The organism is Paenibacillus xylanexedens, assembly GCF_007676705.1.
GTDB classification, from domain to species: domain Bacteria; phylum Bacillota; class Bacilli; order Paenibacillales; family Paenibacillaceae; genus Paenibacillus; species Paenibacillus xylanexedens_C.
The window spans coordinates 512,690-529,594 of record NZ_VEBF01000001.1 but is presented as its reverse complement, the minus strand read 5'-3'; the positions used below and the strand labels follow the sequence as shown (position 1 = coordinate 529,594).

Genomic DNA, 16,905 nt, shown 5'->3' with positions numbered 1-16,905 from the left:
ACAAACGATGATAGAAGCGAGATTGAATGAACTGGGGATCATTTTGCCGGAGCCAAGCGCCCCCGCAGCGAAATATGCCAATGCCGTTATTGTTAATGGAATCATGTATGTATCCGGGAAAGGACCTGATACCTCCGAACGCGGCAAAGTTGGAGCAGATTTCACAACAGAACAGGGATATGAATTTGCCCGTAACGCCGGACTGGAGGTGCTCGCTGTCGTTCGAGATGTGCTGGGTTCGCTGGATCGGGTGAAGAGAGTGGTTAAAATGCAGGGCTTCATCAATGCATCGGCTTCATATCAGGAGCATCATAAAGTACTGAACGGATTCTCGGATCTGATGATGGAGGTATTCGGGGATCAGGGTATACACGCCCGTTCGGTATTCGGAGCCGTATCTGTGAGGGATAATCTGCCGTTGATCATTGATTCCATATTTCAGGTGGAGGAGTAGATGTATATATGACTGATTCATCTTCATTTAATCCCATAATGCTAACGATTCCCGAGAGCTTCCACACGGAACGCCTCACGATTCGAGCACCGCAGTGGGGGGACGGCGCGGCCGTTAATGAAGCGGTCCGTGAGAGTGCGAAGCAGCTGCGGTTGTGGTTGCCTTTTGCCGAGAAGATCCCTTCATTGGAAGAGTCTGAAGTGACTGTTCGCCAAGCAAGACTGCAATACCTGGAACGTACCGACCTGATGCTACATTTGCGTGACAGACATACGGATGAATTGGTAGGCAGCAGCGGGTTACATCGGATCGACTGGAATGCACGCTGTTTCGAGATCGGTTACTGGATTCGAACATCGCGAGCTGGCGAGGGTTTAATGACGGAAGCGGTGAAAGGGATAGAGCAATTCGCCATTACTCATCTGGAGGCCAATCGGCTGGAGATCCGCTGTGATGCCCGTAATGTGCGGAGTGCCAACGTAGCTAAACGAGCGGGTTATACGCTAGAAGGTATACTACGTAAGATGCGGCGGGACAGTACAGGCACGCTGGTCGATTGTATGGTTTTCTCTAAAGTCAGGGGAAGTGAGTTTGAGTAGTGGGTTAACTACTTTTGGATAAGATGACGATCGGAGGCAGGTATGGAGCAAATCGGTCAAGGAAGAACTGCGGAAATCTATGCGTATTCGAACGACCTCATTATGAAATTATACAGAATTGATTTTCCTCACGAAGCGGTTCAAAATGAATTTAGAATAAGTGAGCTGGCATACAAAAAAGGACTACCCGTCCCGCGGGCAGTATCCTTGATAGAACATACTACATCGCAAGCAGGTATCGTTTTTGAACGAATTGAGGGTACCACGCTGTTGTCACTTATGATTCAGAAATTAGAAGTAGTCGAGCAGCTCTCATTCAAAATGGCTGACTGCCACTACAAACTTCATTGCGAGCGGGATGATGAAGCAACACTTCCCTCTCAGAAGCAGATTTTATCGGGAGCGATCCGCAATGTCCAATTATTGTCGGAGAATGATAAAGCACGAATACTTTCCTACTTAACAACATTGCCTGATCGGCAGCAGATCTGTCATGGCGATTTTCACCCCGATAACGTGATGCTGAGTGAGGCGGGCGAGCAATACTGGGTTATCGATTGGATGACTGGAATGTCTGGGGATCCTGCGGGTGATGTGGCTCGAAGCTGGGTAATATTAATGAGCGGTACAATGTCGGAAGATACTCCGCCTGCTATTCGCACCGGTTTTGAAAAGGCTCGTGAGTTAATTCTCGAACATTATATCCATCACTACATACATCTTTCCGGGATTTCCCGTGAAGCGATTGAATCCTGGATGCTGCCAGTTGCTGCTGCGCGTCTTGATGAAAATCTACCTGATCAAGAGGCGGGGCAGTTGCTCAAGTTTGTTCAGGAACGACTTCGTCTTTTATAAAAGTTAAATTAAAGATGATTTAGACTGACACATGTTAATGAGTAGTTCAACTTCTACAGACGAATCTAATCATTTATATAAAAGGGTAGAGAAAGAGAGGGGACAAATTCATGCTGCATTCATTAAAGGCCATACAATCTTACAAGTCAGGCAACACGCCGGAAGCCCAGCAGCATTGGCTGCAACTGCTGGCAGCAGCGGAGAAACCCCATATTAACCTCGAACGCATTCATTCCATCGCCGAACTTGAGGGCACGAATCCGGTGCTGGATTACACGGAGCGTACACTTCAAGTGCTGGATAAGCTTCAGGTTTCTTTTTGGGTGCGAGAAATTCTGGAGGAAGTATTAATGTGGTCAGAGACGGCGAAGGCCGGATCACGGGAGCAGCGGCGGGCATGGCAAAAGCAAGGCGTTAACCTGTTTGTGCACAATGTGGGGTCCGCTCAGTTGTATGACCTCTATGTGGCGGCAGGCCAACTGGATAACAACATCGATAAGAACAAGGAGACGAGAAATAGTCAACCCAGTTCTATAAGCGAACACACTATACCGATTTCATCCACACCGAGACATGAGGTTATTCGTACCCTTATTGCTACGCATGGACTAATTGGACAGTACATACGCGGGGAAATTCCATTTGCCGAGAATACACCGCTTCACTCCATAATCGGTAAAGGATGGCTGTCTACAGAAGAATTGCACTCCTTACTTATGGTATTGAATGAGTGCATTATTGCAGGCGTTGATCCAGCGCTATGGCAACAGGTTCAGACTGAGGTGGAGCGGATTGTAGGCTGGATTATCACCGGACCGGATCATGAAGACTGGAGCGTGAAAGAACGGTTATCCCGTTTGAGAAGTTCATCCATCCAGCAAGGAGAAGCTATGGACACGGCTTATGCCAAACTTCAAACGGAACTGAATGTGGAATCAATTCTGGCTCCGCTGGCTCATCGTACGCTGTGGTATGTGGAGTCGGCTATGCAGGATTTCTCGTTGCAGGAGATGGTGAAAGTGTTCCTGTTGACGCTTTACAGTGAGAGTATAAATTCTACACTCATGGAAGGTCAGTCCACTATCGTTCGTCACATCAGCTTCGAACCATTGATGAATACGATGTATTACGACTATAAAGGCGTCAAGAAGCTGAATATTTACAAAAAACGAATGATTGAAAAGTATTTGGAACAGTATTCGTGGGAACAGTTAGCTGCAGGAGAGCAGATCGTGTACCCCCATCTAACACATCGAATTGAGCGCCATACAGATTTACCAGATACCCTGTTCGTGACCTTTGAATTTTCCCCGGCTGCAGAGAAGTTGATTGCATTCTGTATTGAAGCGGAAAAGTCTCCATTGTATGAGAAGGCTGTGCTGCTTTTATTCGATCTGTTCGGGTTGCGCCGGGATGCCTATGACCGGTTCCACAACGAAGAGACGTACTTGTCCGACATGAACAGTTCCGGTGATTACAAAAAAGTGCTGCTGGACTACATCGTGGGTAAACGGGTACTTGATATTGGTCCGGGTGGAGGTATTCTACTCGATCTGATTGAGCAGGAAAAACCGGAAGTGGAGCCGATCGGTATCGATATCTCAGCCAATGTGATTGAAGCGCTGGAACGCAAGAAGCAGCGTGAGGGACATCGCTGGCAAGTCATGAAGGGGGATGCCCTGCAACTGGAGCAATATGTGCAACCAGGCACAGTGGATACAGTAATTTTTTCATCCATTTTGCATGAATTGTATTCATATATTGAACTTGACGGCCGAAGATTTAATTCCGACACGGTTGTGGCAGCGCTGAAAAGTTCATTCCATGTGTTGTCACCTGGAGGAAGAATTCTGATTCGGGATGGCATCATGAGTGAACCGGAAACACAGAAACGCCGGATTCGTTTCTTGGAACCGGATGGGATGCGCTCTCTGGAGCGGTACACAGAGGATTTTCAGGGGCGAGCGATTGAATATGAGCGTATCTCAGACAACGAGGTCGTGATGCCGATCAACGATGCGATGGAATTTCTCTACACCTATACGTGGGGCGAAGAGGCATATGTGCATGAGATTCAGGAACAGTTCGGTATATTTACACCGACGGCCTATGACCATTGCATTCGAGAAGCGCTGGGCGAGCAAGCCGAGATCATTACGTTCCGACATTTCCTTCAGGAAGGGTACACGGAAGCACTCGGAGAACGAATGATCTTCATGAACGAAGATGGCGAGCCTGCGCCTTTGCCAGACAGTACCTGCCTGATTGTCATTGAGAAGAAGAATGGGTTGGCGGACAGATGATGAGCGAAGCCAGCACAGTTTTGTATTTTGTTAGACATGCGGAGTCACGGTATGTTGAAGGACAGGAACGCGAGCGTGGGCTAACAGAGCAAGGACATCAAGATGCGGGAACGGTTGCCAATCTGCTCCATGGGGAGCAGATTCAACGGTTCTATTCAAGTCCTTACAGGCGAGCGGTGGATACGATTCGGATTCTGGCAGATCGGTCAGGTGGAATTGTGGTGACAGATGAAGATCTGCGTGAACGTCTGTTGTCGAGTTCGGATGTGAAGCATGAGAGTTTTCGTGAAGCCAAGCAACGATTGTACCGAGATCCCACGTATGCATACCCTGGAGGAGAGTCTGGTGAACAGGCTCGCTTAAGGGCAGTAGCGGTGATCGAGAAGATTCTGAGTAAACATGCTGGTCAGAAGGTAGTCATCGGAACACATGGAGACGTGATGACGCTTATCTTTCAACACTATGATGCTTCCTACGGTTACGATTTCTGGGAGAGTACTACGATGCCGGATATCTATAAGTTGGAGTTTGATGGGACGCACAAGTTGGTGCAGGTAACCCGATTGTGGGAGTGACAAAGTTTTATATGAGAAATGCATTAGCCAGAATGAGAACTGGAGGGGAGGTCAATGAGCAGAACGGATGTGGAGAAGCTGCTGGCTGATCTGAATGAGGGACGGATTCTGACCCAACAGACATTTGAAGAGTTGGATGTGGAAGTTTATTTGGATGAAAGGGATGCCACAGCATTTGCCGACGACTGGATGCAATCTTTTGAACGTTGGGCTCAAGCTTCCAATGTGGCTGAAGAAGAGGTGCTGCGCGCATGCAGGGAACAGGCGTTCAAACAAACCTTAGCATTTACAAGAGAACCTGAGTTGGCGGGGTATGTGAGTGATGATATGGGTTTAATTGGTGCTGCTTTGTTACAGGGTACAGCGAATGATTCCTTTGTGGATCAGCTGTTGGAAAGTTATCGTCAAGGCAGGTTGCCCCTGCGATAAGCGGGGGAGGACCAACAGGGTTGTTTTCGTTTGTATAAAAAAACAGCATCAAATGTACATTGTGGGTCGGCTGAGGCATAAGGTACAATTCACCTAAGCAATCGATGAGAATGATAATCATTATATGTGAAACATTCTCACGGTTACATCAACAGATCACATAGGGGTGAAGGGGAACATGGTAGGTTTAGTTAAAGGTTTCAAAGGGTGGACGATTACATTACTGCTCATGGGTCTAGTTATATCGGGATGTAATTCAAATACCGCTACAAATGCGGAACAGACTCCTGCAACTGAGAGTGCAGCTTCTGGAGAAAATACTTCTGGAACAGAGACAGAGCCTGCGACACGAGTTGTACAGGATGAATTTGGAGATGTGACGATTCCGGTTCAACCGCAGCGGATTGCTGGAATATATGTGGAAGATTATCTGAAGGCGCTCGATATTACACCTGTAGTGCAGTGGTATAACCCGATGTGGGGTGTACAGGATTATTTAGAACTGGATGCTCCACAATTTGATATTACAGGGAGTATTGAGGCTTTGTTGGAATATGATCCGGATCTTATCATTGTAGATGGTGGAGCGGATATGGAGAAATATGAGATGTACTCCAAGGTGGCACCGACGTATCGTCTGCCTGAGAGCGTACTGCAGGATTCCAATCAAATTTTGAAAACCATTGCCGATGTAGTAGGTAAACCGGAGAAGGGTGAAGAAGTTGCTGCGGCATTTGAGACCAAAATTGCAGATGCGAAGACGAAGCTGCAGGAAGCGGTCGGGGACGAGACCGTTGCAGTTGTCCGATTGAATGTTAACGATGATACACTGGCACTGTTCGGTGTGAAAAATCGGTTCACCGGATTTATTTATTCGGAGCTTGGTCTAACACCTCATCCGCTGGTTAGCAAGATGGAAGAATACCAGGAAATTCTGTCTGAAGAGGCCGTGCCGCAACTTGATGCAGATCATCTTATTGTGTTCCCTTCCAATGGTGAATGGTCTTCCCCCGAGAACAAGGAAGCCTTGAAGGTACTTGACAGCACATTGTGGCAATCTCTTCCGGCGGTTAAGAATAATCAAGTTTACATTATGGAGAGATCACATTGGCAATCAGGTGCGATTACAGCAAATTCCATGAAAATTGATGATCTCTTGGAAAAAATGACTCCATAAGTAGAACGCCATAACAAAGAAAGTTCTTCAATCAGGGTTGAAGAGCTTTCTTTTTTCGTATACACTGTTTTAAATGATAACAATTCTCAGTTAAGGACGATGAACATGTGCCACACGATAATGCAACGGATTCCAAAACCCTGGTTATGCGCACTTCAGCATATGGAGTACGTAGATCATCATAAATCTCATATCGATAAACGTTTGCTATACAGAATGTCGTCTTCTCACTCCATATTTGTTGTAACGTCTGGCAAGGGCTCAATGGTGTGCTCAGATCGGGAATCTCATCTGGAAAAAGGAATGATTATGTTTGTTCCGGCTGGAACATCCGTTAAAATAGAAAGTTCTCCTTGGACAGAAAGTCAATTGCAGTACTATAAGCTTGATCTGATGGTGGCTGAGTTAAAAGAAGAGACTTCGAATGCTTTGCATACCAAAGACACACTGGGACAGTGTGCACTTCACAAATGTACAGATTCTTCGACAGTACGACCTCTTATTCAACTGAATTACAGTCCGTGGAGTTCCTGCCTTGAATCTTTGGATCAAATGTTGCGTCAACAGATCACCAGCGATTGGCTGGAGCAATGGGACGTACAGCTTCGTTTCCAGGAGTGGTTCCGTGTCTTGCTTCGCCAGAGTGATCCCGAAACCGAAGCACCAGATGACCGTGCCCGTCTTCAAAGTTCCATTCGTTATATTGGTGATCACTATGATCAGACGATAACCGTTGATGAGCTCGCAGCAGATATTGGTCTAACAAGAGCCAGCTACACTCGGCAATTCAAAAAAATTACGGGCAAGCTTCCACTTGAATATGTAAATGCGGTTCGGCTGGAACGCTCGAAGCAACTCTTGCAGCTGACGGATGATCGGATCCACGAAATTGCTCAGAATGTGGGATTTAGCAGCGAGTATTATTTTGGTCGCCGTTTCAAGCAATATGCTGGTATTTCACCTGGACTATACCGCCGTCATCACCGTCAAGAGGTTCGTGTATTTGCTCCGTATCTGGAGGATTTCGTGTTGGCTCTTGGCGTAAAACCTGTACTGCAATGCTCCCATCATTCTTGGGGGAGACAGCATTATTTGGGATTGGATGATGTACCCGAATTCGATGTAAGCCAGCAGGATGCTCAATTTAATGTGGGCAATATACCGGACTTTATCATGCTGAACAAGGGACATGATCGATGGAATCTGGACCGTTTTGAGCAGGTAGCACCTACATTTTACGTAGATCATTTGGGAGAAGATTGGCGCTCCATTCTGAGATCGACCGCCGATGTATTGGGAAAGGTGAATCGGGTTCAAGATGTAATTGGTGCGTATGAGGACAAGGCAATAGAAGCCAAAGGACGGTTAGCACGATCTTTACGTGGTCAGACAGTGGCTTTTTTGCGTATATCCGCATCGGATATTACTCTTTATGGGGATCAGCAGGGTTACGTTGGGCCTGTAATTTATCAGGATCTTGGATTGACTCCGCATTCCCGTGTGCAGCAATGGACAAGTCGTGAGCGCAGAATCTTCATTGGATTGGAGCAGTTAAGTCAGCTTGAAGCGGATCACTTGTTGATTACATTTGATACTGGGAATTCTGCCAAACCTGGAGATGAGCGCGAACTGCTCGAAAGGGAAGAATGGAAATGCCTGCCTGCGGTGAAGAATGGTAATGTGTATGAAGTAGATTTCATGAGCTGGATGAACTACGGTGTGATTTCTCATGGGAAGAAGATTGAGGATGTACTGAGGTTCATGGCTTGAAGAATTTATAATCTGCTTGTTTATTAGACCAAATAAAGGAATTTTAATTAGATTGAGGAATATCTTATAACAGATAGGATATAACCTAAAGGAGCAGATTAATGATAAAGGATAAAATTCCAATATGGTTCTGGTGTACCTCGATAGTAGTTGCCATTATGTTGGTATTCAACTTGTTTCAAGTAGATTCTCGTATTAGCATGCTTGCACTAGGCATTCTAAATATGGCTAATGCCATTCGGATGTGGAATAAATATCGGAACTCAGCAATTATATTTTTGATAATAGGTGTTCTGTGTACAGTTTTATTTTTCAAATATCTATTTCAATAATTAGCCTGAAGCCTGACCGTCATTTATATGGCGGTCTTTTACGTTTTCAAAATTAAAAAAATGTAGGAATCACAATGAGCGGAACTTTCAGAAAACTAAGGACGCGCTTTTATGTCTCATGGGAAGAAGATTGAGGATATACTGTGGCTTATGGCTTGATGAATGGGAGTTGAAATAACAAACACGCTGGATTCAACTTCAAAGAAAATGAGAAAATATTATAATAATCTATTTTTATGTATGATATAGGAAAAATTGATTTGAAAGAAAGGGATAACTTATGCGGAAAAAAATCGGGATATTACTTTTAGTAGTAGCTGCTATTGGAATAATTCCAGTTACAGCAATATCGACGACTACAGTTGCCGAATCACATGAAATTTCAAGTGAAGATCTTCCTGAAAGCTTAAGATATGATTCTAACCATCCAGATGTAATTTATGTAAAGGATTATGGAGTTATTGAGAAATCGGATACTAGTTTAATAGATTATGTTGAAGAAGAAGTTGTGGTCGCTGATTTACAAAAGGTAACTGATAAAACGAATGTAATTGTTGCTTATGATGCAACTTACATCAAAAAAGGTGAATGGGAATAGCAAATTCATTAAACAAATTAGGAGCGCAGTTATTATGTGAAATTGATGCAAGGGCTCATTCGTTCATCATCTGAACTGATCGTGAAGGAGGCGCTGGCACTTGGTGCCGATCTGGTTGGTGGTGTTGACCCGGCAGGTCTGGATGGGGATATGGAGCGCAGTTTGCAGATGATGTTCGACATCGCTACGGCAGCAGACAAGGGGATCGACCTTCATCTTCATGATGGAGGTGAACCCGGTTTAGCTACCTTACGGCGATTTGCTGAATTGACAATGGAGTCAGGACTTCAACATCGAACAGCAGTTAGTCATGCCTATTGCTTGGGGGAGCAAACTGAATCTGACGTACAGCCAACTCTTGATATGTTAAAACATGCCGGAGTAACACTCGTATCTAGTGTACCTATTGATCGTCCGATGCCGCGGGGAAGCCAGGTTCTCAATACAGGTGTTAACTTTATGCTTGGTTCCGATAACATCCGTGACGCCTGGTCACCATTCGGCAATGGGGACATGTTGCAGCGAGCTTCCCGAATGGCTGAACGCGAAAATTGGGTCAGTGATGATAGGTTGCTAGGCACCTATGCGTGGGTGAGTAATGGCAAGTTAACCCCAAGCATCGGTGATCCGGCTGACTTCATGTTGGTACGGGCATTGAATGCCCAGCACGCCATAGCTTCTGTACCCGCGCGCGCGGCGGTATTCAAAAAGGGAAAACGTATACGTTAAGATAGAAAATATGTACACATATGAAACTACCACCAAAGCCCGTTCGTTGATGAACGGGCTACATGTGTTTCAATTTAGTTAACATTGATTACACTCCGCAATACGTTTTACATTCCGAACACAAATTGCTCAAGCAAATGTCCTTGACTGCCTCATTGCAACATACCATTAACTAAAGGACAATTCGAAAGGTTGGGTTGCCTTTTAAGCATAGCCATGTAATGGCAGATGGGAGCGCTGTAATGACGAAACGGGTAGTTCTGTTGGAAGAAGGTACGGCAGAGATGAAAGGGCTGATTGGTAATAAAGGGGCTGGACTTGCAGTGTTGCTTCAGGCAGGTTGGCCCGTTCCGGCCGGGTTCATTGTAACAAGGGAAGGCTGTCGCGCGTTCTGTACCCGTCTTGGACATCTTTCCACAGAAGGAGTTCAAGAGATTGGCAGCGCAGTTCGGCACTTGGAGGAGCAAACGGGCAAATTTTTCGGCGATTCTTTAGCACCGCTGCTGCTTGCCGTGAGGTCAAGTGAAGCGAGTTCCCATGATATGGAATCTCATGCTTTGCTTCGTGTGGGACTAAATGATGTGACGGTTGAGGGGCTCGCCAGACAAACAAATGATCGACAGTATGCGCTTAATTGTTATCGAATTTTATTGCAGGATTATGGTCAGCTAGTACACGGCATCCCGTATTCCCTATTTGAAGAGAAATTGGGAGACCTCTCGATACTCAATGAATCGAAGCTGGAATTCGCCATCGCAGAATATAAGCAATTAATAGAAGATATAGGGCTTCATCCATTCCCTCAAGATGTTCAATTACAATTAAAAGAGGCGATGTGTGCGGTTTCTAATATACAACGTGCACCTCGGCTCAACTCCCAACAAGAACTTCTTCTCCAATCCACTCCATTCTCAGGGGATCATCAAGGAAATGCTGTTCTTATTCAGGTGATGGTCAATGGTGAGCAAGGTGAGCGCAGCGGTATTGGCACGTTATATTCCCATCATCCAGCTACGGGGGAAAGAGGCATGACGGGCGAGTATATTGCATCTGTTGTTTCCCAATCTCAGGATGAAGAACTGGGTCAGTTGCGGAGAGAAGAACCTGAATTATATGGTCTTCTGTTGGATGCTTGCAGCTATCTGGAGAATTGTATGGGGGAAGTTCAAAAAATCCAATTCATTATCGATTCAGGGGAGCTGTACCTTCTGCATGTCAGTCCAGCGTGCTTGAGTGCTAAGGCCGCCTTGCGGAGTACGATTGATTTCGTGCATGAGGGGGTAATCACCAAAGCGGATGCGCTATTACGTATCGAGCCGTGGCATGTGACGGAGATGTTGAAAGGGTTCTCGAGTTGTACACCGGAGTTAGAGCTTCTGCTCGAATGGGCGGATGAAATAAAGGAATTGATGATACTGTCCAATGTAAATCACCCACAAGACGCGATTACAGCTAGGGCCCTTGGTTCGGAAGGTATCGGTTTGTGCCGTACAGAACACATGTTGTTGTCACCGGCGCGGTTACCTTTTGTACAAAAAATGATTCTGGCTGATAATGAATCCGAACGCAGGCGTGGGTTGGAGCGTCTGTTACCGATGCAGCAGTCTGACTTTGAACAAATATTCGAAGCGATGGATGGGTACCCGGTAACCATTCGCTTGCTGGATTCACCGTTACATGAACTGCTCCCGGATCTGGGAGTATTGGAGAAACGGCGCGAGTGGCTACAAGCAGAGGAGCGGCAGGAAGTAGACCATCAGAATGAACTGGAGGAACTGGAGCGTGTAATTCGTAGAGTCAGTGAATTGCACGAACACAATCCGACACTGGGGCAACAGACTTGCCGTCTGAGTACAGTGTTCCCGGAAATCGTTGATATGCAGCTTGAAGCGATATTCCGCGCAGCGGTGAAAGGCGTTCGTCAAGGTTGGTGGGTACGTCCGGAGATTATGATCCCACAGATCGGTCATGTGCATGAACTTCAGGCGATGAGAGATCTGGTGGATCATGTGGCTGACCAAGTACTTGGGGAGGAGAAGCGGCATTGTCTCTATAGAGTGGGGGCAATGATTGAAGCTCCAAGAGCCGCGCTGACGGCGACTCACATTGCTCGTCAAGCAGACTTTTTCTCGTTTGGCACGGAGGAGCTGACAGAGATGACGTTCGGATATAGTCGCGAACAAGCTGAGATGCGATTCTTTCAGCTGGATAAGGACTCACGTACGGTAACGAATAACCCATTCCATGTGCTGGACGTTGAAGGAGTCGGACAACTGGTGGAGATGGCGGTTGTTCAGGGTCGAATTCGAAAACCTCATCTGAAGACAGGGATATGTGGAGAGAATGCAGTGGATCTGGAGTCCATTACATTCTGTCATCGCATTGGACTGGATTACGTAAGCTGCTTGCCTGAACAGATCCCTTATGCACGAATTGCGGCTGCACAAGCTGCCATTAAGGGGCAGAGAGACAGCGCGAACGTACAGAACGCAGATATATCCACCATTGCGTAACGTGCACCTTGTCCTACACGGAACTTCCATGGAATAGCAACCAGAAAACTGTTATACTGAAATATGCGTTTTGTAAAATGAACGTAAAATTTCAGGGTAAGGGTTGAAAGCGACCATGTATAATTCCAAAAATGAACGGACTTCATCACGGACCTTATTCGCCGTGTTATTCATCCTGATGCTGTTGAAGTTGTCACTTCTGCGGTATTTCTTTTTCCAGGGTCTATCCGGTATCGGTCTGTTAACTGACGCATTGGGTGCGCTAACGGTGGTATGCCTGCTTGATCTGATCGTACCCAAAGCCTGGAAGCGAGCGGTCTACGGAGGATTCAATGTTCTGTTTTCCCTGATTCTGTTCGCCGCTACGCTGTATAATGTTCATTTCAGTTCGGTACCCACCTATACTGTGCTTAGTGAACTGGGGCAAGTTGCTCAAGTGCGGGGCAGTATAGGGCCTCTTGTACGACCGACGCACTTTCTGTTTTTCGTAGACATTATCCTGGCGTTGCCGATATGGCTAATTATGCGCAGACGTTCCGCCGGGCGTAACCGCAACAGTTATCACGATAGCGGGTTGACGTTTGGCAGAATCCGGAGACGTTACTGGGGCAAACTCGGCGTCGCGCTTACCGCCGCATTTTGCATCGTGCTGTCTGGCAGTTTTATTGTCAAAGGTGAAACGATTGATAACGAGTTGGTGCGAGCCGAGAATCTCGGTTTCCTGAACTATCAGGTTTCGTCTGCCATTCTAACGAGTAAAGAAAATGAGGCCATTGCGAATGGCAACATTACCGAAACGATTGCGAAGATCAATGATTTGGTTAGCCAGTATCCGTATCAGGATAAACCAAGTGACGGTACAGCCGTGAAAGCCAAATACTTTGGTCAGGCCAAAGGTAGTAATCTGATTGTACTGCAACTGGAGTCCTTTCAGAATTTCCCGATTAATGCTTCATTGGACGGTCAGGAGTTAACGCCGGTACTGAATGATCTGGCCGAAGAAAGCTATTATTTCTCTCATTTTTTCCAACAGATCGGACAGGGAAACACATCAGACGCTGAGTTCATGTCGAACACATCTATCTATCCAACTGGCGTTGTTCCCATGTCAGCCGGGTATAGCGATCGTGATCTTCCAAGTCTACCCAAGGTACTGGCGGAAAAGGGATATGAGTCAGAGACGTTCCATGGGAATGACGTTACTTTCTGGAACCGGAACAAAATGTATCCGGCACTCGGATTCACTCGTTACTTCGACAAGCCCAGCTTCGAGAACGACAGATTCAATGACTTTGGACCGTCGGATGAAGAGTTATATCGTGTAGGTGTGGAAAAAATGACTGCGCATCAGGCTGCGAATCAGCCGTTCTATGCTCAGTTCATTACGGCATCAAGTCACTCGCCGTTTACCGTTCCTGCTGATCGGGCACGAATTACGATTCCCTCAACGATCACGAACAAACTGCTTCACGATTATCTGCAAGCCATCAACTATACGGACTACGCGGTCGGTCAACTCATTAATGAGTTGAAGGAGAACGGTTTGTGGGATAACACAACGCTGGTGCTCTACGGAGACCACTTCGGTCTGCCTGCTGACGAAGAGATCACACAGCAGATTCAGGCCAATCTGGGCGTCCCTTATGACGGCAAGGTAAGTCGTTTCAACATCCCGTTAATGATTCATACTCCGAAACAGACCAAAGGGCAATTGATCGAGCAGCCTGGCGGACAGCTGGATATGCTGCCAACGATCATGAATCTGATGGGAGTTTCGCTCCAGGATGAGAAGTTCACTGCTTTCGGGCATGATCTGCTCAATATGGATCACAATGCATTCGGTATTCGTTATTACTTGCCAACAGGTTCATTCGTCAACAATGACATCATGTTTATTCCGGGTGCTGGCTTTGATGATGGAACAGCGTACTCGCTGAAAACATATGAACCCATAACGGATTTGGAACCTTATCGTTCCGATTATGAACATGTGCTCAGCCTGATGAAACTGTCTGACGAGTATGTGAAGTTGTTACCGAAGCGTGCACCATAAGCCATAAGTTAAGATTTTTCCAATAAGATATAGTAAAAACGTCACTGGTCTAAGAACTGGTGGCGTTTTTTGCATGTTTATTAGACAAGTGTGGTAATAAAGAAGATAACTAAAGTTTGAAACTGTAATAATTAATGTTACAATGGGGGAAGTAATGAAGTGAACAAAAGAGCGTAATTCACAGTACTCATGAACCAAACAGACGAGAGGATTGAATATATATGAAATTGAGTGTACTTGAACATGGACATATCAATGAAGGCCGGAGTGTACAGGATACGTTACAGGAAACGGTGAAACTCGCTCAACATGCGGATCAATTAGGGTATTCCCGGTTCTGGATGTCCGAGCATCACGGTAGCGGTGCGCTGTCATTCTCTAGTCCTGAGGTTATGATTGCACATGTGGCCGCACATACAGATCGAATTCGGATAGGTTCCGGCGGTGTGATGTTGCCTCATTATAGTGCCTACAAGGTTGCAGAGAATTTCCGTCTGCTGGAAGCTCTTCATCCGGGACGGATTGACCTTGGGATTGGTAGAGCGCCAGGAGGCATGCCGATTGCCAGCAGAGCGCTGAATGAGGGGAAATCTTCGAATGTACACTTCTTCCCCCAACAGATTGCCGATCTGGGCGGATACTTCCATGAAGAATTGCCTGAGGATCATCGATTCGCATCCCTTGTGGCGGGACCATCGGTTCCCACTGTTCCGGAAGTATGGCTGCTGGGTTCCAGCTTTGAAGGTGCGAGAATTGCTGCAGCGCAAGGAACCTCGTATGCGTTTGCCCAATTCTTCGGAACTCCAGGAGGCGAAGAAGCGATGAAGCATTACCGCAGACATTTCAAGCCATCTATCCTCAATGACAAACCACATTCGATGATTGCTGTCTCAGCATTCTGCGCGGAGACAGAGGAAGAAGCAGCTGAACTTGCACGCAGTAATGAACTTTTCTTCCTGCGCCTGGGACGAGGTCTTGAACAGAGCTCATTCCCATCCCTGGAGACGGTGAACAACTATCCATTCACAGCGATGGAGATGGAACAGATTCGTCAGCGCCGTTCTTTTTCCATTGTGGGTACACCGGATCAAGTGAAAGACAAAATCACTGCAATGGCTGAACGTCATGAAGCGGACGAAGTGATTATCGCGTCAGCGGTTCATTCGTTTGAAGCACGTCTGCGCTCATTCGGTCTGATTGCAGAAGCCTTCGGACTCAAGCAGGACTAATGGTGAGCAAGCGGGAATAACTACTCTGAACAGACCGGAATCTTGCTCTTGCAAGGTTCCGGTTATACTCTTGCGTGATCAGGGAGAGGAGAGATTCACATGCGCAGATGTGTGATTAGTGACATTCATGGCTGTTACGATGAATTTAATGCGCTGCTTAAGCGTGTAGACTATAATCCGATGCAGGATGAATTGATTTTGCTGGGGGATTATGTGGATCGAGGTCCGAGCAGCAAACAGGTCATTGAACAGATTATGCAGCTTCAGCAAGAGCATCATATTATTGTGATCAAAGGAAATCACGATGCCATGATGGTCAAAGCATTGACTCATGATGTTGAGGATTATGACCAACACTGGATTCGTAATGGCGGGTTACAGACGATAGCAAGTTATCTGGATCTTACTTTTGATGAGCAGCAGATGGACTGGAATGCTTACACTGAAGCCAAACAGTGGATACGTACACACTATGAACACCATCTTCGTTTTCTGGAACAGCTTCCGCTGGTATACGAAATTCAGGGTTATATTTTTGTGCATGCCGGGATTAACCCCGATATTGAGGATTGGAGAAGCCAGTCCGAGCGGGACTTTATATGGATTCGTGAATCATTCTATTCCAGACCTACCAGGGTTACAGAGACGGTTGTATTTGGACACACACCCGTGAAGCATTTGCATGATCAGACAGGCATTTGGTTTGACCCGAGCGGAGACAAAATTGGCATTGACGGTGGTTGTGCCTACGGAGCGCAGCTGAACCTGCTGGAGATTAGTGAGGATGGCAGTTTACAGACCTTTTTTGTGCAGCGAGAGCAGAACCCAGAAGAGCCTGAGATTTAATATTTTCGTTGCGTATGAGGGTTTCATATGCTAATTTATAAGGTTGTAGCATGGAATAATTAGGATACATATCATATCGACTTGAGGGGAATGAACCAAGTTTGGCTATCTACAATCTGGATCAACTGCAACATCACATTTTACTCTGCAACGGTGGAACGTGCATGCGTAATGGGGGAGAAGAAGTAACTCAGGCGGTGCGGGACGAGATTCTTAAGCAGCAGGCTGGGGGATTCATCCATACGACGCGTACCAAATGTAATGGTCGTTGTGATGATGCATGTGTAACCATTGTCTATCCACAGGGTGACTGGTATGGCCAAATGACACCGGACTCAGGCAGAGCGCTCGTACAGGCCTTGTGTGAAGGGGAGAAATTGGAGAAGCACCTCATTGCTAATGTGGCCAAGACCTCTGTGAATTAGAATTACAGGGCGTATATT

At 46.4% G+C, this 16,905-nt stretch carries 15 protein-coding genes; all 15 read left to right on the top strand.

Translation table 11 applies throughout. The features are described from left to right. Positions 1–7 precede the first annotated feature (7 nt). The 15 genes from FS628_RS02095 (at position 8) to FS628_RS02025 (ending at position 16,887) form a co-directional block, all read left to right on the top strand. Positions 8–454 carry a RidA family protein gene (locus FS628_RS02095; RefSeq protein WP_145318302.1) on the top strand — a complete coding sequence of 149 codons (447 nt, stop codon included), beginning with the start codon at positions 8–10 and terminating at the stop codon, positions 452–454. A gap of 8 nt (positions 455–462) precedes the next feature. After that, positions 463–1,053, top strand: coding sequence for a GNAT family N-acetyltransferase (locus FS628_RS02090; protein WP_145318299.1), 591 nt, complete (start codon positions 463–465; stop codon positions 1,051–1,053). 42 nt (positions 1,054–1,095) lie between these two features. After that, positions 1,096–1,908, top strand: coding sequence for a phosphotransferase family protein (locus FS628_RS02085; RefSeq protein WP_145318296.1), 813 nt, complete (start codon positions 1,096–1,098; stop codon positions 1,906–1,908). A 110-nt stretch (positions 1,909–2,018) separates the two neighbouring features. Beyond that, positions 2,019–4,211 (top strand): class I SAM-dependent methyltransferase, encoded by a 2,193-nt coding sequence (locus tag FS628_RS02080; RefSeq protein ID WP_145318293.1) that lies wholly within the window; start codon positions 2,019–2,021, stop codon positions 4,209–4,211. Beyond that, on the top strand, positions 4,211–4,786 hold the full coding sequence (locus FS628_RS02075; protein WP_145318290.1) for a histidine phosphatase family protein: 576 nt from the start codon (positions 4,211–4,213) through the stop codon (positions 4,784–4,786). The genes FS628_RS02080 and FS628_RS02075 overlap by 1 nt, the downstream gene beginning before the upstream one ends. A 54-nt stretch (positions 4,787–4,840) precedes the next feature. After that, positions 4,841–5,215, top strand: coding sequence for a hypothetical protein (locus tag FS628_RS02070; protein WP_145318287.1), 375 nt, complete (start codon positions 4,841–4,843; stop codon positions 5,213–5,215). Between the two features lie 178 nt (positions 5,216–5,393). Then, a complete protein-coding gene (locus FS628_RS02065; protein WP_145318284.1) occupies positions 5,394–6,392 on the top strand; it encodes an ABC transporter substrate-binding protein in 999 nt (332 codons plus the stop codon). Between the two features lie 120 nt (positions 6,393–6,512). Next, on the top strand, positions 6,513–8,162 hold the full coding sequence (locus FS628_RS02060) for a helix-turn-helix domain-containing protein (RefSeq protein WP_260870905.1): 1,650 nt from the start codon (positions 6,513–6,515) through the stop codon (positions 8,160–8,162). Positions 8,163–8,774: 612 nt separating this feature from the next. Next, positions 8,775–9,092, top strand: coding sequence for a hypothetical protein (locus FS628_RS02055; RefSeq protein WP_145318281.1), 318 nt, complete (start codon positions 8,775–8,777; stop codon positions 9,090–9,092). A gap of 45 nt (positions 9,093–9,137) precedes the next feature. Then, entirely contained in the window at positions 9,138–9,821 is a 684-nt protein-coding gene (locus FS628_RS02050; protein ID WP_369008892.1) for an amidohydrolase family protein, read from the top strand. Between the two features lie 242 nt (positions 9,822–10,063). Then, complete coding sequence (locus FS628_RS02045) at positions 10,064–12,334, top strand: putative PEP-binding protein (RefSeq protein WP_186327692.1); 2,271 nt, start codon at positions 10,064–10,066, stop codon at positions 12,332–12,334. 115 nt (positions 12,335–12,449) lie between these two features. Continuing rightward, a complete protein-coding gene (locus FS628_RS02040) occupies positions 12,450–14,387 on the top strand; it encodes an LTA synthase family protein (protein WP_145318272.1) in 1,938 nt (645 codons plus the stop codon). Positions 14,388–14,608: 221 nt separating this feature from the next. After that, positions 14,609–15,616: an LLM class flavin-dependent oxidoreductase gene (locus tag FS628_RS02035; RefSeq protein WP_145318269.1), complete on the top strand. Its 1,008-nt coding sequence runs from the start codon at positions 14,609–14,611 to the stop codon at positions 15,614–15,616. 99 nt (positions 15,617–15,715) lie between these two features. Beyond that, complete coding sequence (locus FS628_RS02030) at positions 15,716–16,462, top strand: metallophosphoesterase family protein (protein WP_145318266.1); 747 nt, start codon at positions 15,716–15,718, stop codon at positions 16,460–16,462. A 101-nt stretch (positions 16,463–16,563) separates the two neighbouring features. Further along, positions 16,564–16,887 carry a (2Fe-2S) ferredoxin domain-containing protein gene (locus FS628_RS02025; protein ID WP_145318263.1) on the top strand — a complete coding sequence of 108 codons (324 nt, stop codon included), beginning with the start codon at positions 16,564–16,566 and terminating at the stop codon, positions 16,885–16,887. Positions 16,888–16,905 lie beyond the last annotated feature (18 nt).

Excerpts from the sequence above, each read along its gene's own strand:
- FS628_RS02095 (WP_145318302.1), top strand. The coding sequence starts at position 8 with ATGATAGAAGCGAGATTGAATGAACTGGGGATCATTTTGCCGGAGCCA.
- FS628_RS02090 (WP_145318299.1), top strand. The coding sequence starts at position 463 with ATGACTGATTCATCTTCATTTAATCCCATAATGCTAACGATTCCCGAG.
- FS628_RS02085 (WP_145318296.1), top strand. The coding sequence starts at position 1,096 with ATGGAGCAAATCGGTCAAGGAAGAACTGCGGAAATCTATGCGTATTCG.
- FS628_RS02080 (WP_145318293.1), top strand. The coding sequence starts at position 2,019 with ATGCTGCATTCATTAAAGGCCATACAATCTTACAAGTCAGGCAACACG.
- FS628_RS02075 (WP_145318290.1), top strand. The coding sequence starts at position 4,211 with ATGAGCGAAGCCAGCACAGTTTTGTATTTTGTTAGACATGCGGAGTCA.
- FS628_RS02070 (WP_145318287.1), top strand. The coding sequence starts at position 4,841 with ATGAGCAGAACGGATGTGGAGAAGCTGCTGGCTGATCTGAATGAGGGA.
- FS628_RS02065 (WP_145318284.1), top strand. The coding sequence starts at position 5,394 with ATGGTAGGTTTAGTTAAAGGTTTCAAAGGGTGGACGATTACATTACTG.
- FS628_RS02060 (WP_260870905.1), top strand. The coding sequence starts at position 6,513 with ATGCAACGGATTCCAAAACCCTGGTTATGCGCACTTCAGCATATGGAG.
- FS628_RS02055 (WP_145318281.1), top strand. The coding sequence starts at position 8,775 with ATGCGGAAAAAAATCGGGATATTACTTTTAGTAGTAGCTGCTATTGGA.
- FS628_RS02050 (WP_369008892.1), top strand. The coding sequence starts at position 9,138 with ATGCAAGGGCTCATTCGTTCATCATCTGAACTGATCGTGAAGGAGGCG.
- FS628_RS02045 (WP_186327692.1), top strand. The coding sequence starts at position 10,064 with ATGACGAAACGGGTAGTTCTGTTGGAAGAAGGTACGGCAGAGATGAAA.
- FS628_RS02040 (WP_145318272.1), top strand. The coding sequence starts at position 12,450 with ATGTATAATTCCAAAAATGAACGGACTTCATCACGGACCTTATTCGCC.
- FS628_RS02035 (WP_145318269.1), top strand. The coding sequence starts at position 14,609 with ATGAAATTGAGTGTACTTGAACATGGACATATCAATGAAGGCCGGAGT.
- FS628_RS02030 (WP_145318266.1), top strand. The coding sequence starts at position 15,716 with ATGCGCAGATGTGTGATTAGTGACATTCATGGCTGTTACGATGAATTT.